Annotated in this window: 13 protein-coding genes; 4 read left to right on the forward strand and 9 right to left on the reverse strand. The window is 65.2% G+C overall.

The features are described from left to right. Positions 1-74: 74 nt before the first annotated feature. Positions 75-1,187: a serine hydrolase domain-containing protein gene (locus JOF48_RS06840; RefSeq protein ID WP_209678790.1), complete on the reverse strand. Its 1,113-nt coding sequence runs from the start codon at positions 1,185-1,187 to the stop codon at positions 75-77. Beyond that, positions 1,184-2,557 carry a glycoside hydrolase family 125 protein gene (locus tag JOF48_RS06845; protein ID WP_209678794.1) on the reverse strand — a complete coding sequence of 458 codons (1,374 nt, stop codon included), beginning with the start codon at positions 2,555-2,557 and terminating at the stop codon, positions 1,184-1,186. Before JOF48_RS06845 ends, JOF48_RS06840 begins: the two co-directional genes overlap by 4 nt. Before the next feature lie 111 nt (positions 2,558-2,668). Here JOF48_RS06845 and JOF48_RS06850 point away from each other — a divergent pair, with 111 nt between their 5' ends. The 3 genes from JOF48_RS06850 (at position 2,669) to JOF48_RS06860 (ending at position 7,690) form a co-directional block, all read left to right on the forward strand. After that, positions 2,669-5,866, forward strand: a complete 3,198-nt coding sequence (locus JOF48_RS06850; RefSeq protein WP_209678797.1) for an alpha-mannosidase — start codon at positions 2,669-2,671, stop codon at positions 5,864-5,866. Continuing rightward, the gene (locus tag JOF48_RS06855) at positions 5,863-7,125 is read left to right on the forward strand and encodes a glycoside hydrolase 5 family protein (protein ID WP_209678800.1); all 1,263 of its coding nucleotides are present in this window, start codon (positions 5,863-5,865) and stop codon (positions 7,123-7,125) included. Before JOF48_RS06850 ends, JOF48_RS06855 begins: the two co-directional genes overlap by 4 nt. Positions 7,126-7,231: 106 nt before the next feature. Next, entirely contained in the window at positions 7,232-7,690 is a 459-nt protein-coding gene (locus tag JOF48_RS06860; protein WP_209678803.1) for a DUF5956 family protein, read from the forward strand. A gap of 156 nt (positions 7,691-7,846) precedes the next feature. Here the strand turns inward: JOF48_RS06860 and JOF48_RS06865 are convergent, their stop codons facing one another. The 5 genes from JOF48_RS06865 to JOF48_RS06885 form a co-directional block, all read right to left on the reverse strand. Then, entirely contained in the window at positions 7,847-8,272 is a 426-nt protein-coding gene (locus JOF48_RS06865) for a universal stress protein (protein WP_209678806.1), read from the reverse strand. A 111-nt stretch (positions 8,273-8,383) separates the two neighbouring features. Continuing rightward, the gene (locus tag JOF48_RS06870; protein ID WP_209678810.1) at positions 8,384-11,269 is read right to left on the reverse strand and encodes an FAD-binding and (Fe-S)-binding domain-containing protein; all 2,886 of its coding nucleotides are present in this window, start codon (positions 11,267-11,269) and stop codon (positions 8,384-8,386) included. A 97-nt stretch (positions 11,270-11,366) separates the two neighbouring features. Then, positions 11,367-11,858, reverse strand: coding sequence for an acyl-CoA thioesterase (locus tag JOF48_RS06875; protein WP_209678813.1), 492 nt, complete (start codon positions 11,856-11,858; stop codon positions 11,367-11,369). Beyond that, entirely contained in the window at positions 11,858-12,628 is a 771-nt protein-coding gene (locus tag JOF48_RS06880; protein WP_342591174.1) for a GntR family transcriptional regulator, read from the reverse strand. Before JOF48_RS06880 ends, JOF48_RS06875 begins: the two co-directional genes overlap by 1 nt. Continuing rightward, positions 12,621-13,202: a GNAT family N-acetyltransferase gene (locus tag JOF48_RS06885; protein ID WP_209678816.1), complete on the reverse strand. Its 582-nt coding sequence runs from the start codon at positions 13,200-13,202 to the stop codon at positions 12,621-12,623. The genes JOF48_RS06880 and JOF48_RS06885 overlap by 8 nt, the downstream gene beginning before the upstream one ends. 173 nt (positions 13,203-13,375) lie before the next feature. Here JOF48_RS06885 and JOF48_RS06890 point away from each other — a divergent pair, with 173 nt between their 5' ends. Next, the gene (locus tag JOF48_RS06890) at positions 13,376-13,858 is read left to right on the forward strand and encodes a hypothetical protein (protein WP_209678819.1); all 483 of its coding nucleotides are present in this window, start codon (positions 13,376-13,378) and stop codon (positions 13,856-13,858) included. 15 nt (positions 13,859-13,873) lie between these two features. On the opposite strand, the gene JOF48_RS06895 is transcribed toward JOF48_RS06890, so the two are convergent. Both JOF48_RS06895 and JOF48_RS06900 read right to left on the reverse strand, forming a co-directional pair. Continuing rightward, positions 13,874-14,374: a DUF456 domain-containing protein gene (locus tag JOF48_RS06895; RefSeq protein ID WP_209678822.1), complete on the reverse strand. Its 501-nt coding sequence runs from the start codon at positions 14,372-14,374 to the stop codon at positions 13,874-13,876. A 128-nt stretch (positions 14,375-14,502) separates the two neighbouring features. Further along, a complete protein-coding gene (locus JOF48_RS06900) occupies positions 14,503-19,845 on the reverse strand; it encodes an HtaA domain-containing protein (protein ID WP_209678825.1) in 5,343 nt (1,780 codons plus the stop codon). Between the last annotated feature and the right edge of the window lie 25 nt (positions 19,846-19,870).

Consider the following 19,870-nt stretch of genomic DNA (forward strand, 5'->3'; position numbering starts at 1 on the left):
CGGAAAGCGCTTACTTGGACAGATTTTGTGCAGTATCTGCGTCATAGACGGCGGGTCAGGGTGTGGCGGCTGGGTCAGGAGGAGAGCAGGACCGTCCGGACGGCGGCACTCAGTTGCAGGGCCCGGCCGGTGGTGGTGCCTTCCTCGTTCTTGGCGGGAACGTAGCCGAAACCAACCCCGTACATCGGGTCGGCGTAACCCATGGCGGCGTTGGCGCCTTCGTGGCCGAAGGCCTGGGCGCTGCCGAAGTCCATGCGCGGGTGCGACTTCATAAAGGTGATGGCAAAGGCGCTGGTGTCACAGAAGACCCGGTCCAGGCCCCACACCTGCTCCTCAGCCATGAGCGCGATGGTTTCAGGCGTCAGGTATGCGGGCACACCGTCGACTCCGGTGATGGCCCCTGCGTAGACACGTGCCAACCCGTCGGCCGAGCCCACACCGGCACCGCTCGTGCTGCCTTCCGCACGTACCGAACGGACGTTGGGCATGCCGAGGAGGTTCCCGGCCTGGACATTGCCGGAGACGCCGGCGATGGAGAAGGGGTCAAAGAACGCCGGGGCAGGTTCTTCGTCGAACAGCACGGGGCGGTAGCGGTGGTCCTCCGACTCCGGCAGGCCCAGGAACATGCCGGCGTCCAGGGGCACGCGGATCCGGCGGTTGTACACGTCCTGCAGGCGTTCGCCGGTGGTGCGCCGGCACAGTTCCTCGAGGAAGACACCCATGGTCAGTGCGTGGTAGCCGAAGATTCCGCTTCCCGGGCGCCACATGGGTGCCAGCGCGGCCAGGCGGTCGGCCACAGCGGGCAGGTCGTTGTACTCCTCCATGGCAAAGCCGCCCTGCACACCCACCAGTCCGGCCTGGTGGGAGAGAAGCTGGCGAACGGTCACTGCGCCCTTGCCCTGCTGCGCAAACTCGGGCCAGTAGCTGGCCACCGGGGCGTCCAGGTCCACGTGCCCGTCCTGGACCAGCAGGCTGAATGCCAGCGCGGCCACCCCCTTGGAGCAGGAAAACACGCCGGTCACCGAATCAACTGAGGAGTTCGGTCCGCCCACCAGGTCAATGGCCTTCTCCCCGCCCACGTAGACGGCGAGCTGGGCACTGTAGGCCGGATCGGCGTCGAGCATGGCGTCAAAGAGCTCGCGGACAGGGGCAAATTTTTCGGCGGTGAAACCCTGGGAAGAAGTCATGGCTCCACTCTAGGAGCAAAATGGCCGCCCCGTGACTCATCCGGCAGGGCCCCAATCCCGCAATAGTCGAGCACCAGCTCGGCGAACATCGAGTTCGCCCAGGAGAACCACGGCCGGGTGAAATTTTCCGGCGCGGATGGGTCGAAGCCCTCGTGCATCATGCCGGTGCCGCCGGTGGTGTCGCGCAACAGCCGAAGCAGGCGCAGTTTTTCGGCACGGTCCGGCGTCGTCAGCCCCTGGACGGCAAGTGCAATGGGCCAAATGTAGCCCGGCGGCGTGTGCGGGCTGCCGATCCCGGCGGCCCGCGTGCCCTCGTAGTAGTGGGGGTTTTCCGGGCCCAGAATATATGCGCGTGTAGCCATATACAGCGGATCATCCGCTGCAATCCCGCCGGTCAACGGCAGCGACAGCAGGCTGGGCATGTTGGCGTCGTCCATCAGCAGCGTGTTGCCCAGCCCGTCCACCTCGTAGGCGTACATGTCCCCATGGGCGGGGTGGAGCACCACGCCGAAGGAGGCAACGCCGTCGGAAATTTCCCGGGCCAGCCCGACGGCGTCCGAGGCAAGTTCCGCGTCCCCGTACACTTCCGCGGCGATCTCCGCGAGCTGGCGCAGCGCCTGGGCGGCGAACAGGTTGCCGGGGATGTTGTAGCTGTAGGTGCAGGCGTCGTCGCTGGGCCGGAATCCTGCCCAGGTCATCCCGGTGCGGCCCGCCGCGGGCCCCCGCCCGTCCCGTGCGAGCATCTCGGTGGGCAGCTCCGTCTGCCGCACGAAAGTGTACGGGGAGCTGTTTTCATGGTCCTGCTCCAGCCGCAGCTGCGACACGATGGCCTGCAGGACTCCGCGGACCATGCCGTCAAAGACGTCCGCGCGGCCGGTGCGCCGCCACACCGCGTGGGCCAGCCAGATGGGGAAGGCGAGCGAGTCGACCTCGTATTTGCGCTCCCAGATCCAAGGGTCCTCGCACGCGTCCGCCGGGTCCCATGCGGCACCGCTGGCTGTCTGGTTGAAGGCGTTGGCGTAGGAGTCCTGCGCAATGCAGCCAAACTGGCGGCGGCTCAGCCCCGCCAGCACCTGGTACAGCTCCTCCGCGTCCGCGCCTCCCTCCGGCCCCAGAAACCGCAGGAACGGCAGCATTTGGGCCGAGGAATCGCGCAGCCACATGGCTGGGATGTCACCCGTGATGACAAACGTGGTGCCGTCCGGCTCACGCGACAGCGTGGTTTCGAGCGTGTCGCGCAGGCCGCGGTGGAAGATGTCCGCAAGTTCCGCATCGCCCGTCAGCCCCGCCACCCGGGCCGCGCATTCACGCAGCGGAACCTTCAGGAATTCCGCCGCATCCCATTGGCCGGAGGCTGCTGCACTGCCCACTTTTTCTCCTTATCCGTTGGAACTCACCAGCTTATGCGCCGCCGCGTGAGCTGCCCCACTAGACTGAATTTTTGAAGCGTTCAACCGACCGCCACGGGAAGGTCCACACTCATGCACGACAAGCACGGTCTCATCCACGACCGGCTCAAGCGGGTCCTCACGGAGCGGATCATCCCCGCCATCCACACCCCCGTCGCACCGCTGGAGCTGACGGCCTGGCATGTGGAGGGCGGCCAGGGCGAACCCGTGGACCCCTCGGTTGCGCTGGGCCTTCCTGCCGCAGACGACGCCGGGCACTCCCCTTCCGCCACCACGGCGCCTGCCGCCGGGGTCGTCTACGCGCCGTTTTCCGTGGGCACGCCGTGGGGGCCTCCGTGGGGCACTAGCTGGATCCACCTCACCGGCACGGTCCCGGCCGAAGCGGCCGGCAAGACCGTGGAACTCGTGGTTGACCTGGGCTTCAGCCAGTCCTGGCCCGGATTCCAGGCCGAGGGCCTCGTGTACCGCCCGGACGGCACCACCGTGAAGGCGCTCAACCCGCTCAACACGTGGGTCCCGCTGGACGGCATCACCCCCGGCGGAGCGGCCCGGGGCGGCACGGTTGGTGACAGCGCGGGCCTGGCCCGCGGGGGCGAGGCGGTTGACCTCTACGTGGAGGCGGCCGCGAACCCATTTGTCTTCACCGACAACCCGTTCATTCCCACGCAGCTGGGCGAAAAGTCCACGGCCGGCGACACCCCCCGCTACATGATGGCCCGCGCCGACATCAACGTCTTCAACACCGAGGTGTGGGAGCTCGTGCAGGACCTGGAGGTCCTCGACCAGCTGCAAAACGAGCTGGACCTGGGCAACCCGCGCCGCTGGGACATCCTGTACGCCCTGGAACGCGCACTCGACGCCGTGTCCCTCACCGACATCCCCGGCACCGCGGCCGCGGCCCGCGCATTGCTGGCGGAGGTGCTGGCGCAGCCGGCCAACGCCAGCGCCCACCGGCTCACCGCAATTGGCCACGCCCACATCGACTCGGCATGGCTCTGGCCCGTGCGCGAGACAGTGCGCAAGGTGGCCCGGACGACGTCGAGCGTGGCCACCCTGCTGGAGCTCTATCCCGAGTTCCAGTTCGCCATGTCCTCCGCCCAGCAATACGAGTGGCTGAAGGAGCAGCGGCCCGAGGTCTTTGCCCGGGTCAAGGCCGCTGTGGCGGAGGGGCGCCTCATCCCGGTGGGCGGCATGTGGGTGGAGTCGGACACGAACATGGTGGGCTCGGAGGCCATGGCGCGCCAGTTCACGTACGGCCAGAGGTTCTTCCGCGAAAACTTCGGTGTGGAGTGCCAGGAGGTGTGGCTGCCCGATTCCTTCGGCTACTCGGCCGCGCTGCCGCAGATCGTGAAGCAGGCAGGTGCCAAGTGGTTCCTGACGCAGAAGATCTCCTGGAACACCGTCAACAAGTTCCCGCACCATACCTTCAACTGGGAGGGCATCGACGGCACCCGCGTGTTCACGCACTTCCCTCCCGTCGACACCTACAACGCACAGCTGTCCGGCCAGGAACTGGCTCACGCCGTGAGCAACTTCCGTGACAAGGGCGCGGCAAAGAATTCCCTGGTTCCATTTGGCTGGGGCGACGGCGGTGGCGGGCCCACGCGCGAAATGCTCGCCAGGGCGAAGCGCACCAAGAACCTGGAGGGCTCACCCCAGGTGACGATCGCCTCCCCTGCGGAGTTCTTCACCGCGGCCGAGGCCGAATACCCCAACGCCCCCGTCTGGAAGGGTGAGCTCTACCTTGAAATCCACCGCGGCACCTACACGTCCCAGGCGCTGACCAAGCAGGGCAACCGCCGCAGCGAACACCTCCTGCGCGAAGCCGAGCTGTGGAGCGCCACGGCAGCGGCCCGGGGGCTCATCGACTACCCGTATGAGGAGCTCGACCGGATCTGGAAGCTGGTCCTGCTGAACCAATTCCACGACATCCTGCCCGGCTCCTCCATCGCCTGGGTGCACCGCGAAGCGGCGGAGAGCTACGCCTGGATCACCAGCGATCTCGAAGCCATCATCAGCCCGGCGCTGCTGGCGCTCGCACCGTTTGCCGAGCCGCTCGACCCCGGCTCGGAGCAGGATTTCGCGAACTCCACGCTATTCAACGCCTCACCCTACCCGCGCCGCGGCATCGCCCCCCTGAGCGCGGGCGTCCCGGAGCCGGACACCGCCCAGGTGACTGTGGAGCGGGACGGAAGTGACGTCGTCGTGCGCAACGGGCTCATCACCGTGCGTTTCGGCGCGGACGGCGTCATCAGCTCCATTCTGGATGTGGCGGCGGACCGCGAACTGGTGCCGGCCGGGCAGGGCGCCAACCTGCTGCAGCTGCACGCCGACTTCCCCAACATGTGGGACGCGTGGGACATTGATGAGTTCTACAAGAACACGGTGACGGACCTTCGCGAGCTTGATTCCATGGAGGTCACCATGCTGGGCAGCCAGCCCGAGGTCACCATCAAGCGCAGCTTCCGAAGCTCGCACATCACCCAGCGGGTGCGCATTGCCCCGGACTCCAAGGTCATCACGGTCTACACCGAGGTCGACTGGCACGAGCAGGAGACGTTGCTCAAGGCCGCGTTCCCTCTTGACGTGCACGCCGACCACGCCCGTTTCGAGACGCAGTACGGCCACATCCAGCGCGCCACGCACGAGAACACCTCCTGGGACAACGCCCGTTTTGAGGTGTGCGCGCACCGCTGGGTGCATGTGGGTGAGCCAGGTTTTGGTGCGGCGGTCATCAACGATTCCACCTACGGCCACGATGTATCCCGCCACCCCGGCACCAACGGTTCCAGCTTCACCACCGTGCGGCTGTCGCTGCTGCGCGGGCCCCGATTCCCCGATCCGCAAACGGACCAGGGCCCGCACTCCTTCACGTACGGCCTGGTGGTGGGATCCGAGGTGGCGGACGCCGTGGCCGCCGGCTATGCCATGAACCTGCCGTGGCGCGGAGTACCGGCTGGAGCCGCCGCCGTCGAACCGCTGGTGAGCACCGACTCCCAAGGCGCTTTGATCGAAGCGGTGAAGCTGGCCGATGACCGCAGCGGCGACGTGATTGTCCGCCTCTACGAGCCGCTCGGCGCGCGGGCCAAGGTGACGCTCTCGGCGTCGTTCCCCGTGGCCTCCGTGGTGGAGAACAACCTCCTCGAGCAGCCGTACGACGCCGGTTCCCTCTCCCTGGGATCCCCGGACGCTTCCGGCAATCCCGCCATGACGCTCACCCTGCGCCCGTTCCAAATCCTGACCCTGCGCCTGCAGAAAGGCAACAAATGATCCCCGCAGTGCCCGGCTCGCCACGTTCCACCCCTCTGCGCTGGGGTGTGAACTACACACCGAGTGAAGGTTGGTTCCATTCCTGGCAGGACTTCGACGTGGACTCCGTCCGCGCGGACTTTGAATCCATCGCGAAGCTGGGGCTGGACCACGTGCGGATCTTCCCGCTGTGGCCGCTGCTGCAGCCGAACCGATCGCTCATCCGCCCCGCCGGCATTGCCGATGTGGGACGCGTGGTGGACGCCGCTGCCGAATTTGGACTGGACGTCTCGGTGGACGGGCTGCAGGGGCACCTCTCCAGCTTCGACTTCCTGCCATCGTGGGTGACCAGCTGGCACCGCCGCAACATCTACACCGATCCCGACGTGGTGGCGGCCGAGGCAGATCTCATCACCGCCCTGGCCAACGAGGTCACCTCGCGCCCCAACGTCCTGGGCATGACGGTGGGCAACGAGACAAACCAGTTCGCGGTGGAACGGCACCCCGAGCAGCAGCTCACCAGCCCCGCCGAGATGGGCGAATGGTTCAAAACCCTTCTCGCCGCTGCCCGCAAGGTGTGGCCCACGGGCATGCACCAGCACAGCTTTGACGACAATGCTTGGTTTGTGGACAGCTGCCCCGTCACACCACGCCACGCCGCAACCCTGGGCGACGCCACCACCGTCCACTCATGGGTGTTCGTGGCCGTGGCGCACCTCTTCCCGCAGGGCCATCCGGCCCGCACGCTTTTTGCGGACTACCTGGTCCAGCTGGCCGACGCCTACTCCGACGACCCCGCCCGCCCCATCTGGCTCCAGGAGATCGGCGCACCGTACCCGGCCGTGCCCTTCGACGGCGCCGCGGACTTCCTCGAACAAAGCCTGCGCCCCGTGCTGGACACCCCGAACCTGTGGGGCGTCACGTGGTGGTGCTCGCACGATGTCAGCCGCAAGCTGGCCGATTTCCCCGAACTGGAATACACGCTTGGCCTGCTTGATTCGGACCGCCGCCCCAAGCCCGCGGGCTTGCGCCTGGCCGAGCTGATTGCTTCCGAGAGGGCAAACCCCACAACACCTGTCCAGCGGGATACGGCACTCACCTTCGATCCGGGCGACGAGGACACCGGCGTCGGCCGCTCGGTGGCCGATCCCTCCGGAGAGCTGTTCACCTCGTGGCTGGCGCGTGCCGCCTCGGGCACCAAGCCCGCCCTGGTGCGTGCTGCAAAGACGTCCGACGCCGACTACCTCGCCGCCCGCGGCATCACGAACGTCATCCCCTGACGCCGCATCAGATAAACCGCACTTTCGCCCGACGCGGCATCAGATAAACCGCACTTTTCGCCAACGCCGCATCACTGGCGTTTCCCCGGACAAGGAGGCTGACCCCATGCAAGGCACACTGGAGCACTGGGATCAGGTCGCCTTCAAGGACGCGGAAAGCGGCTGGGAGGCACTGGATGAAAACGGCTGGTTTGCCATGATGGCGTGGGCGGCCGGGCCGGACAATGTGCGCAAAACCGTCCAGTCCGACGAAGGCCGTATCATCCGGCGCACCGTCATCGCCGACGGCGTGGAATCCACGAGGCTGGAGCCCTTCACACCGGAGGACCGCGCCATTGTCGAGGACGCCATCAACAGCGACCTCGAGAGTGCCGGCATTCCACCTCGTCCGTCCGGATTTGTCTGGCACCTGCGCATCCCAGGGGACTGGTCCGGAGACTCGTCCGTGATTGACACGCTGGGCGCCCGGATTCTCAAGGAGCAACGGGACCAGCAGACAATGGCAGCACTACGGTCACACATTGAGAGGATCGTGGCCGGATATTACACCGAAAACGGCTGCTAACCGCCGCCCTTCCGGAACCGGGGGCAGATAACCTGTTTCGCCCCCTGTGGACCGGTGGCGAATCGCATTTGCTGCCCCGCGCCCGCCACCCTTTCCGGAAAGAAAGCACGAAACCCCCGCAACGCCTAGCGTTGCGGGGGTTTTGCGAAACAGCAATTAGCTGTCGGTCTTCACGATGTACACGTCGCACGGTGCGTTGTGTGAAACAGCGTTGGCAACCGAGCCGAGCACGCGGGCCAGGCCCTGCATGCGGATGTTGCCCACAACGATCAGGTCAGCCTTGAGCTTCGTGGCTTCTTCGAGCAGGACGTCGGCGGGCTTGCCCAGCGCCGAGGAGTACTCGGTCTTGACGCCGCTGATCTTCAGCTCTTCGGCAACGCGCTGAGCAACACGCTCGGCCTCGTCCGCCGTGGAGAGGAACCATTCGTCGTTCCCGATGGCAACCTTTTCGGTCTTGTCCTCGCCGAACGCGGTCACAACACGCAGGGTGCGGCCGGTGGCCTTGGCCAGTTCCGCGGCGACGCGGGCAGCCTTCATGGACGTTGAGTTGCCGTCTACGCCGACAATGATGATTCCAGCCATTTGTTTCATCCTTTGCTTGCTTGCCAAACGCCGGTGCGTTGCACACTGGCGCCATTCCTGTCCCCTACTTTAGCCACAAAAGTGCCCAAATAGGCCTAAACGTGCCCGAACTTACGCCCCTGTTACAGGATCCTTGCCGCAAACGGCGTCCGCGAGGATTTCCAGCACGTGCCGGTAGTCACGGCCGGTGGCTCGCGTCATGCCCAGTTCGCACGTCCGGTTGCAGGATGCATGCCCGACGGCGTCCATCGCCGCTACATCCGCGGCCTGTGCCGCCGTGGCTGAGGCGGTGAGTTCCGGGTGCAGCATGCCCCGGTCCCCGGCAAAGCCGCAACAACCCCAGCGCTCCGGCACCTGGACGAATTCTGCGGCGGCCCCGGCCACTGCCTCGAGCGCCGGGTTCAGGCCCATGCGCGCCGAGGAACACGTGGGGTGCAGCGCCAGCGACTCCAGCTTTTCCCATTTCTCGTCCAGCCGTGGCAGCAGCTCCTGTGCCGTGAACTCCACCGCATCAACCACGCGCAGCGGCCGCTGTCCGGGCACGAGCCGCTCGCTTTCAATCGTGTGCAGCAACCCTTCCGTGCAGCTGGAGGCGTCGCAGATGACCGCGAGCTCCCCGTCGCGTGTCGCCTCCCGCAGCAGCTTCAGCGTCCGGGCGTGCATCGCCGCGAGCCCCGACGCCATCCCCTTCGAGGACCACGGCGTCCCGCAGCAGGCATCCGAAATTCCCTCCGGCACCAGCAGTTCCACTCCGGCCGCGGCGCACAGCTGCTCAAAGCTCGCCTGCACGCCCGACGCACCCTCCCCCGCGGGGCCGAACATGACGTTCACGCAGGCGGGGAAATACACGGCCGCCGGCTCCCCGGCAGGTGCCGCCCGCCGTCGGGCCGCTCCGCCCGCGGGCAGCTCGGAAGAGTACAGGGGCAGGGTGTCCTCACCGAGTATTTTTCGCGCCACCTTATTGACCGGAAGCACGACGGCGGCCGGCACCTTGGCGGCCACGCCCAGCGCCAGCCCGGCCCCCTGGGTGACGGCGCCCCAGTGTTTCGCGGCCGCGCCCCATACGGCGCCCTCCACCGTGCCGGCGTCGCGTTCGCGCAGGTGTTTGACCAGGGTGCCGGTGTTGATGTCCACGGGGCAGGCGGTTTGGCACATGCCGTCCACGGCGCAGGTGTCCACACCCGCGTAGTCGAAGTCCTTGGCGATGGCGTCCGCCAGTGCAGTGTTGCCCTCGCTGCGGGCCTGTTCCATGTCACGCAGGGTGACGATGCGCTGGCGCGGGGTCAGGGTCAGGTTCTTGCTGGGGCACACGGGTTCGCAGTAGCCGCATGAGACGCAGCGGTCTACCTCCGGGTCTACCGCGGGCGGCGCCGCCTTGATGTGGCGCAGGTGTGCCATATCATCGTCGTCGAGGATGACGCCTGGGTTCAGCATGCCGGCAGGGTCGCACAATTCCTTGATGCGGCGCATGACACCATAGAGCTCATCGCCGTACTGGCGGCGCACAAACGGCGCCATGACGCGGCCCGTGCCATGTTCGGCCTTGAGCGATCCGCCTTCGCCGAGCACTACGTCCACCATGTCCTCGGTGAACGCGGAATAGCGCTCAAGCTCCCCCTTGCTGGCAAACTTGTCCGTCAGCATGAAGTGGATGTTGCCGTCCTTGGCGTGGCCGAAGATGACGGAATTGGCATAGCTGTACTTTTTAAAGAGTTCGCCCAGGGCGACGCAGGTGCGGCCCAGCACAGGGACCGGAACCACCACGTCCTCGAGCAGCGCCGTGGTGCCCAGCGGCCGGGCGCCGGCCACCGAGGTGTAGAGGCCCTTGCGAAGGTGCCACAGTTCGGCTCGGACCGTGGCATCGGAGCTGAAGTCGGCGGGCTCGTCCAGGCCGAGCGTGGCTGCCAGCGAGACGGCCTTCGCGTTCAGGTCCGCGAGTTCATCCCGGTCGCCGGTCTGGTATTCGACCAGCAGGGCCGCGTGCCGGTCCACGTTCAGGTCCCGCACCACGCCGGGGACCTGGGTGAGCCCCTGCCCCACCTTCAGTGAGAGCGAATCCATGAGCTCCACGGTGGCGGCGCCGCTGTCCACGAGCGCCGGCAGAGCCGAGTTTGCCGCCTCCAGGTCCTTGAAGACCAGCAGCCCCGACGTGGCGTGGGCCAGGCGCGGCACAGTCCTGAAGACAGCCTCGGCCACAAAGCCCAGGGTGCCCTCGCTTCCGATGACCAGGTGGGCCAGGATGTCCACGGGGTCGTCAAAGTCCAGTAGGGAGTTCAGCCCGTAGCCCATGGTGTTTTTCATGGCGAATTGCGCTTCGATGGTTGCCCGCGATGCCGGGTTGCTGCGCACCCTTTCGGCCAGCTCACCCAGGCCCCTGAACAGTTCCGGCTCCTGGGCGCGCAGCCGGGCGGCGGCATCCGGAGCGCCGGTGTCGATGACGGTGCCGCTGGGCAGCACCAGGGTCAGGGATTCCAGCGTCCGGTAGGCGTTGTCCGTGGTGCCGCAGGCCATGCCGGAGGAGTTGTTGGCGACCACCCCGCCAATCGTGCAGGCAGCCTCGCTGGCCGGGTCGGGGCCGAATTTGCGGCCAAACCGCAGCAGACGCGCATTCAGCTCCCGCACCGTAACCCCCGGCTGCACTCGCACCCGGGCCCCGCCGTCGAGCACGTCAATGGAACGGAAGTTCTTTCGCACATCCACCAGCAGGCCTCCGCTGACCGCCTGGCCGCTGAGGCTCGTGCCGCCGGAGCGCAGGGTCAGGGGCAGGCAGCGGGAGGAGCTGATGCGCATGAGCGCGCCCACCTCGGCGGCGTTCGCGGGGACCGCCACGGCCTGCGGGATGAGGAGGAAATGGGAGGCGTCGTGGGCGTTGGCGTGGCGGTCCAGGGCGCCCGTGCGGGTCTGCTCCGCGCCGCCCATTGCGGCCCTGACCTCCTGCAGCAGTGCGCCGCCAAGAACGTCCGTGGTGCCGCCATCCGCGCCTGTTTGTACCGACATGTTGCCCCTTCGCCATCGCTTTCCATGAGTATTGCACCTTCGCGGGAACCCCGCGGAGGCCGTGTCGGGCCCGGGCAGGTCCGCAGGGTACGCCCGGTCACGCCCTGAAGTTTGCCGGACCCTTCAAGGGGGCAAGCTGCGCCTTCTTTTCCGCCGTGAGCCGCACCAGGGAGCCGCTGGGTTCGTGGAAGAATGCCAGCACGGTTTCGGCAATGACGCACCTGCCGCCGGTGACGGGGTCAAAAATGGCATAGGCAACGGTGAAGCTGGCTCCCTTCACGGAGCTGATCCACACGTGCACGCGTGCCGGAATGTTGCGGTAGTTCAAAGGAGTCAGGTATTTGACCCGGTGCTCGACGACGAGGGCCTGCACGTCCGCGTCGAGCTCGGAGAAGATCGGTTGGGCCACGTCCACGCCGGGCAGCCCGGTCCCGGCCGGCGGGCCGAAGGCGTGCACGCGTGCCTCCTCGAGGATCCGCACCACCTCCACGTTGTTGATGTGGCCATACGCGTCCATGTCACCCCAGCGCATGGGGACGTCGAGCGCGAGGTGCGTGCCGCCGTCGGGCGTGCCGTTGTGGGCGGACATCAATATCCTCGGCTTTCGTTGGGCATGGCTGCCAGCACCTGCTCCTGCGCGGCGGCCAGGTAGTTTGAGAGTTTCTCGGCGGCCTGCCCGCCCTGCCCCGCCTGCCACAGGGCCAGGATCTCGGCGTTTTGGCTGCTGAAGGGTGCGTGGAAGGCCGGGTTGGAGTCCATCGCATGGAAGACCAGGCGCATCTCCTGTTGGATGTGGGACATGAGCGCGTCCAGCCGGGCACTGCCCGCCAGGCCCACCACGAGCGCATGGAACTGCTGGTTGGCGGCCGCCATGCCGGGGATGTCGTTCCGCCCGCGGGCGTCGAGCCCCTGCCGCACTGCCGCCGCCAGGCCCGCCTCCACGGTTGCCTGCCTCCCCTGGAGCAGCGCGGCGGGTTCGAGGATGCGCCTGATCCGGTACATTTCCGCCACATCCGTGCGCGACGGCTTGGCCACAAACACGCCGCGGTTGGGGATGCGGGTGACGATTCGTTCCGCACTGAGCACGGCGAACGCTTCGCGCAGCGTGTTGCGCGAAACGCCCAGCGACTCACCGAGCGCCTGCTCGGACAGCTTGCTCCCGGGGGGCAGCTCGCCACCCAGGATCGCGGCCCGGAGCCGTTCTGCAAGGCCATTGCCGGCCGGTCCGGAGGCCAGTGCTCCGGCTGGTTTTTCGCCGGCCGGCTTTTGCGCGCCGGAACGGGCCGCATCGGCGGCAGGCACGCCCAGGCCGGGATCCGGCGTCGAACGCGGCAAGTTCCGGCGGTGCAGCTCAGGCACGGGCCTGCCACTCCCTCTTGAGAACGGCGTAGTGGCGCAGCGTGATCCATTCACCCTTGGACCAGTCGGCCTCGACAAACGTAGCCTCCAGGCGCATGCCGAGCCGGGTCATCAGTGCGGCGGATTTGTCATTGCGGTCATCACAAATGCCCTCGACGCGGTGCCAGCCAAAATGGTTGAAGGCAATGTCCAGGGCGGCGGTGCAGGCGGCAAAGGCAATTCCGCGGCCCTGCACGCAGGGGCTGAAGACAAAGCCGATCTCGCCGCGCTGTGGATTGGCGGCATCCCATTTCAGCAGGACCTCGCCGACGGCCTCCGCCGAATCACCATGTTCCACCGCAAGATCCAGCCACTGGCCCGGTGTGGACAGCTCGGACTGCGAAGCCATCGACGCGACGGTGAGCCGGGTGTCGGCCATGGTGTGAGGCGGGTGGGGCAGGTAGCGGGCCACCTCCGCGAGCGAACGGTAGGCGTTGACGGCGGGCGCATCTGCCTCGGTGACCGGTCGCAGGCGGATGCCGCTGCCGGTGAAGGGATAGGCCGGCTGGGGCGGGGCGGAAATCTTGGGGGCCATGGAAAGATCCTAGTGCCGAATGCCCGCACCGCCCGGACGCCGGGCCTTGGCGGACGCTGCCGGGACGCGCCCGCGCGGCGTGAGGACACATGCCGGCGCGGCGGCGGACCGGTTGCGGCATTTCGCAGATTCCTACCGGCAAACGGTCAGGCTCGTTCGGTAGCATGATTCGCATGCCTGCCGCCCCAACAACCCGACGCCGCGTGGAACTCGTTCTGGTTCCGCTGGTCGCCGCCTTTTGCATGGCGTTCATCATCGGCGCCATCGTGTTGGACCGGGATGGCCGCCCGTGCCCTTCGCCGAACTGGAACAACCAAGTCACGCTGTCGCTCTCGGGCAACCTCCCCAGTTCCACCCAGGCCGCAGCCGTGACGGCGTGCACCAGCACCGACTGCGTCCCTGCAGCACCGACCACGGTTGCCGCGGCGGCGCTCCATTCGATTGCCAGCAACCGAATCCTGGCCCAGCAGGCCGACGGCAGCTGGCTGCTGAACCTGGGCGCCAAACCGCCGAACTCGGTCAGCTTCAGCGTGTTCGATCAAAATGGCGCGGTGCTCGCCACCCAGTCAACCGCCTTGAACTGGACCCGGGTTTCCGGCAATGAACGCTGCGGGGGACGCATGGCCGGCCTGCACGTAGTGGTGGACATGCCCTAATTTCCTCAACTGCTTTTAGCGGTTGAGGAAATACACCAGGACCCCCACGCCCCATGTGCCGGCGGCCAGGGCGGCAAAACCGAATTCAGCGAGAATCCCCAGTCCCGTCGCCTTCAAGGCCGCCAGCGACGACGAAACGGCCGCCTTCGCGTCCTTCTGGCGCAGGAACTCGGAGGCGAACAGCCCCACGGCGAAACCCACCAGCAGCCCCACCACGGGAATCACAAAGAACCCCACGATGCCCAGCAGCAGGCCGACAACCACCGACCTGCCCGGGATCGACTTCTTTTTCATGGCCCGCCCGGTCAGGACGGCACTCGAGGCCATGCCCGCCGCAACAAAAGTCACACCGACACCGAACACCACCCACCCCGTGGCGTTTCCCACCGCAAGGGCCCACGCCAGCAGGCTGATCGCGATCAACATGCTGCCCGGCAATACCGGGACGATGATCCCGGTGGCACCCACCAGGATGGCGAGGCCGCAAACAATGGTCCAAATGATCTGAGCATCCATCCTGCAATGATCCCATCCCGGATGCATCGAAGGGCTCCTGCAGTCGCAGGAGCCCTTCGATGTTTCTTATGTGACGGTACTGCCGCGCGGCCGCACTGTCAGCGCTGTCTTATGGCAGCAATCGCGCCCTACGAATGGCGACGGCGGCCCGTTGCGCGGTTGCCGGCGATCACCCCGGCACCCAGCAGCAGGATCATGATTGCGCCAATGACGGCCGCGTCCATCCCCGTTGCGCCGGTCTTGGCCAAGGTTCCTGCACTCGCCGCGGCAACGGTCGTCGGAGCGGTGGTTGCCGTTGTCCCGGGAACAGGCTGGGCTGTTGCTGAGGCCGTCGGCGCATCGGTAGGAGCACCGGTGGCACCACCATTGACCACGTCGATGGCGGCAGCACCGGAGCAGCCGAGAATAAAGCTGAGGGGATCCATGGCATCGCCGGCTGCGTAGAAGTCAGCGAAGGGTGCAACGCCGCTGGAAGCCAGCACGGCGGGGATGTTGGTGCCCGCATAGGCCACGCCACCGCCTGCCAGGGAAGCGCTGCTGAGATCCAACTCGGCCAGGACCACCGATGCATAGTTCACGTCGCCTCCCGGAGCTGCACCTTCGGTGGCCGATTCAAGCGAACGACTGACAACGTCTGCCTTCAACGAGCCTGCGTTGCCGTCCAGGACCAGCGTGACGTTGGAAATCGTCACGGACAGTACCGCCCCGGATCCGTAGTCGTGGCCCTGGAAGGAGGCGACGCCGTCGAACCTCACTTCACCGGTGCGCTTGGTTGAATCAATCGTGCCAATGCCATTGCTGAAGGTGAAGACCTGATCGGCGGAAACCTCAGCACCGTTGAAGGTGATGTTTCCGTCGGCGATGTTGCCGGTGATGTATTTGCGGAAGGATTCCTTGACACCCCAGACCAGAGCACCGTCCACAATCGTGCCGTTGGTGCACTTGGCATCCGCAGGAACGTTGGAGACCGGGGGAAGGGTGTCCACCGGCTTTTCGACCGGCTTTGACGGACCGACCGTGGCTGGCGGAAGCTCGGGAGCAACTTCATCGTCCTTGCCATCTCCGGGATTGACGGCCGCGGCCGTCACTTCAAGCATCATGGATGCCGTCTGAACACCAGCCGTGACAAGTGCCCGGGCCTGCTGCGGTGCAGTTGCGGTGGCAGTCAGCGTGTAGCTGCCAGCCTTCTGCGTTGCCGGCACCGGCCATTGGCCTGAGAACGAGCCGTCCTCTCCAACAAGCAAGGAGTTGAGCACGGTTTCTTCGTGGATGTCGAAGCTCAGCGCATCAAATGACTCACCCGCCTCGTAGAAGGATGCGAACGCGGGCGCACCGGCCTCGGTCAGGACAGTGGACAGGTTCTTGCCCGACAGGCCGTTGCCGTCTCCGTCCAGGGACGTGGCGCCAATGGCAACCAGCGCGACATCGGTGAAGTTCTCCGAGGCCCCTGTCAGGGACTTGCTGACCACATCGGCAATGAGCTGCTTGTTCTTGGCATCCACACGAAGATTGGACAGGTTCACCTGAAGTGCACCTTCATGGCCGACCATCGAAAGGGTGCCTGCGTAGCCTGCAACCTTTCCGTCGGCGTCATAGGAAGCCGCGGGGAAGTGGAACGTGCCGTCGCCGTTTATGGTGGCACCTTCACTTGCCGTGATCGTGCCCTTGGCAATGTTGCCCTCGAGATAGCCACGGAACGAGGCCCGGACACCCCAATCCAGTCCGCCGGATATCTCCGTCGAAGCAGGTGTTCCCACCTCAATGGCGTTGCCGTCCAAGTCGAATGCCAGCTGCGAACCGGGAGCGAAGTCGCTGCCTGAAAGGTACAACGTCCCGCCTGCTGCAACGGTGGTGTTCATCGAGAACAGCTTGGGGAGCGTGAACTCCGGAATTTCGGGTTCGGTGACGACCGGTGCGGACGGGTCGGCCCACGCCAGTTCAACAAAGGCATCCTGGCTGCGGTCGGCGGCATCTTCGTTGTCGCTTTCCAGCGGTGACACAAACGTCGCGATGTAGAGCGTGCCGTCAACAGCGTTGAAGCCGCCATTCTTGAAGACCGTGGTGACGGAGAAGTCGATCGGACCGAACGTTCCATCCTTGTTTGTCTTCACGCGGGCAGCGTTCTCGTAGTCCTGGGGCCGGTCAGACCCTCCCGGGCCCTGGGCCACTTCTGCGAGGTAGATCCAGCGGCTGGGACCGTACCCGCTGCCGGAAACGGTGACCCTGCTGCCGTGTTTCAGGCCGGTTGCAGGCTCAACCGTAAGCGTCGGCTTGTCAGCCGGAACCTCCGGCTCCACCGGTCCAGGACCACCAACCGTGACAGGAGCGTAAAGCTCCTGCGCAGCATTGACCGTGCCACCGGCAGCATAGGTGTAAACACCAAAGTTGCCAGCCTCCGGCCACTCAACCTCAGCACCAGAAACAACCTTCTTCTGCACCGTCAAAACCGTCGAGAACGAACCATCAGCAGAAACCTCAACCCACTGACCACGCACAGCACCCTGGAACGCCGCAGGAACAGCATCAAAAGCAGCCTGACTCAACGCCCACTTCTGATCCCCCACCACACGAGCAGAAGCAGGAGCACTCACAGACGGCTGCCACACATCAGCAAACTTGCCAAAAACAACATACGTACCGGCAGGACTACCCCCAGCAATCGGCGGACGATTACCCTCCGGAGCAACATTCGCAGCAGGATCAAAACCAGACCCCTTCACCACAATCTGCGTACCCTCAGAAACCGGACCAACCAACGAAGTCACACCATCAGCAGCAAAAACCTCCACCTCAGGAACAAACACCGGAACCTCCGGCTCCACCGGTCCAGGACCACCAACCGTGACAGGAGCGTAAAGCTCCTGCGCAGCATTGACCGTGCCACCGGCAGCATAGGTGTAAACACCAAAGTTGCCAGCCTCCGGCCACTCAACCTCAGCACCAGAAACAACCTTCTTCTGCACCGTCAAAACCGTCGAGAACGAACCATCAGCAGAAACCTCAACCCACTGACCACGCACAGCACCCTGGAACGCCGCAGGAACAGCATCAAAAGCAGCCTGACTCAACGCCCACTTCTGATCCCCCACCACACGAGCAGAAGCAGGAGCACTCACAGACGGCTGCCACACATCAGCAAACTTGCCAAAAACAACATACGTACCGGCAGGACTACCCCCAGCAATCGGCGGACGATTACCCTCCGGAGCAACATTCGCAGCAGGATCAAAACCAGACCCCTTCACCACAATCTGCGTACCCTCAGAAACCGGACCAACCAACGAAGTCACACCATCAGCAGCAAAAACCTCCACCTCAGGAACAAACACCGGAACCTCCGGCTCCACCGGTCCAGGACCACCAACCGTGACAGGAGCGTAAAGCTCCTGCGCAGCATTGACCGTGCCACCGGCAGCATAGGTGTAAACACCAAAGTTGCCAGCCTCCGGCCACTCAACCTCAGCACCAGAAACAACCTTCTTCTGCACCGTCAAAACCGTCGAGAACGAACCATCAGCAGAAACCTCAACCCACTGACCACGCACAGCACCCTGGAACGCCGCAGGAACAGCATCAAAAGCAGCCTGACTCAACGCCCACTTCTGATCCCCCACCACACGAGCAGAAGCAGGAGCACTCACAGACGGCTGCCACACATCAGCAAACTTGCCAAAAACAACATACGTACCGGCAGGACTACCCCCAGCAATCGGCGGACGATTACCCTCCGGAGCAACATTCGCAGCAGGATCAAAACCAGACCCCTTCACCACAATCTGCGTACCCTCAGAAACCGGACCAACCAACGAAGTCACACCATCAGCAGCAAAAACCTCCACCTCAGGAACAAACACCGGAACCTCCGGCTCCACCGGTCCAGGACCACCAACCGTGACAGGAGCGTAAAGCTCCTGCGCAGCATTGACCGTGCCACCGGCAGCATAGGTGTAAACACCAAAGTTGCCAGCCTCCGGCCACTCAACCTCAGCACCAGAAACAACCTTCTTCTGCACCGTCAAAACCGTCGAGAACGAACCATCAGCAGAAACCTCAACCCACTGACCACGCACAGCACCCTGGAACGCCGCAGGAACAGCATCAAAAGCAGCCTGACTCAACGCCCACTTCTGATCCCCCACCACACGAGCAGAAGCAGGAGCACTCACAGACGGCTGCCACACATCAGCAAACTTGCCAAAAACAACATACGTACCGGCAGGACTACCCCCAGCAATCGGCGGACGATTACCCTCCGGAGCAACATTCGCAGCAGGATCAAAACCAGACCCCTTCACCACAATCTGCGTACCCTCAGAAACCGGACCAACCAACGAAGTCACACCATCAGCAGCAAAAACCTCCACCTCAGGAACAAACACCGGAACCTCCGGCTCCACCGGTCCAGGATCAACAGTCTCCGCGACAGCCACCGTCAAAACAGCTGCGTCGGAGAATACCGTTCCGGCGCCATTGGTGAAGGCAGCGCGGTACTGTCTGCCGCTGCCACCGACTGTTGCCGTGAAAGTCAGCGTGGGCGCAATGGCACCGGCAATATCGGCCCACTCGCTGCCATCCGCACTGACCTGCCACTGGACCGACTCGTATCCGGTGCCGGCCGCGGCAAAGGTCGCGTCCTCGCCGTCCTTGACCGATGCGGCAGCGGGTGACGCGGCAACCTCGGGCTTGGCCGCCACGACAGGTTCTGTCACGGTCAGCAAGGCAGCGTCGGAGGGTGCCTCGCCGCCTGCATTAATGAACACTGCACGGTACTGCTTGCCGTTGTCGGCAATGAGCGGCGTGAATGTCAGCGTTGCGCCTGAAGCGCCATCAATGGGCGCCCAGTCACTGCCGTTGTAACTTGCTTCCCAACGAACCGATTCGTAGCCGGTCCCATCCGCCGAGAAAGTCACGGCCTGGCCGACCTCAACGGTTTGGGCCACGGGCGGGGCCGCAACCACGGGGATTGCGACCGGCACATCGTAGCTTGCCGTGAACGTCACGGGGTCAAAGGCGGAGCCTGCCCCGTACATGCTTGCGAAAGCAGGCGCACCTGACTCCGTCAAAGTTGTGGGCAATGCCGTTCCGGCAGCCTCACCACCGGAAATCGTTGCTCCCGCCAGCGGTTCGCCCGAGCCCAGGGTGGTGAGATCCACGTCGGCGTAGGTCACGACGCCATCTTCACCCATGGACTTGCTCTGAACATCGGCGATCAGGATGCCCCGCGCCAGGTCAAGGCGAATGTCCGCGATGCTGATCGCGAGTGCATCGTCGTGGCCGGAGAAGCTGACAGAACCGCCGAAGGCCACAGTCTGTGCCGAGGGATCAACGGCGGCAGCCGGGAATCTATAGGTCCCGTCGGCATTCTCGATTGCTCCTCCCCCAAGAACGGTGGTCCCGTGGGCAATAGGAGACTTCAGGTAGTCGCGGAAGGATTTCCGCACACCCCAGTCGAGGCTGCCGCTGGTGGCCACAAAAGCAGTGTCCTCCGATGCCGTG

The organism is Arthrobacter stackebrandtii (assembly GCF_017876675.1).
Classification (GTDB): Bacteria; Actinomycetota; Actinomycetes; order Actinomycetales; family Micrococcaceae; genus Specibacter; species Specibacter stackebrandtii.

What these genes read in the sequence shown, in the direction of transcription:
- JOF48_RS06875 (WP_209678813.1), bottom strand. Translation starts at nt 11,858, where the DNA reads ATGTCCGCCCACAACGGCACGCCCGACGGCGGCACGCACCTCGCGCTC.
- JOF48_RS06865 (WP_209678806.1), bottom strand. Translation starts at nt 8,272, where the DNA reads ATGGCTGGAATCATCATTGTCGGCGTAGACGGCAACTCAACGTCCATG.
- JOF48_RS06840 (WP_209678790.1), bottom strand. Translation starts at nt 1,187, where the DNA reads ATGACTTCTTCCCAGGGTTTCACCGCCGAAAAATTTGCCCCTGTCCGC.
- JOF48_RS06890 (WP_209678819.1), top strand. Translation starts at nt 13,376, where the DNA reads ATGCCTGCCGCCCCAACAACCCGACGCCGCGTGGAACTCGTTCTGGTT.
- JOF48_RS06895 (WP_209678822.1), bottom strand. Translation starts at nt 14,374, where the DNA reads ATGGATGCTCAGATCATTTGGACCATTGTTTGCGGCCTCGCCATCCTG.
- JOF48_RS06870 (WP_209678810.1), bottom strand. Translation starts at nt 11,269, where the DNA reads ATGTCGGTACAAACAGGCGCGGATGGCGGCACCACGGACGTTCTTGGC.
- JOF48_RS06860 (WP_209678803.1), top strand. Translation starts at nt 7,232, where the DNA reads ATGCAAGGCACACTGGAGCACTGGGATCAGGTCGCCTTCAAGGACGCG.
- JOF48_RS06855 (WP_209678800.1), top strand. Translation starts at nt 5,863, where the DNA reads ATGATCCCCGCAGTGCCCGGCTCGCCACGTTCCACCCCTCTGCGCTGG.
- JOF48_RS06850 (WP_209678797.1), top strand. Translation starts at nt 2,669, where the DNA reads ATGCACGACAAGCACGGTCTCATCCACGACCGGCTCAAGCGGGTCCTC.
- JOF48_RS06885 (WP_209678816.1), bottom strand. Translation starts at nt 13,202, where the DNA reads ATGGCCCCCAAGATTTCCGCCCCGCCCCAGCCGGCCTATCCCTTCACC.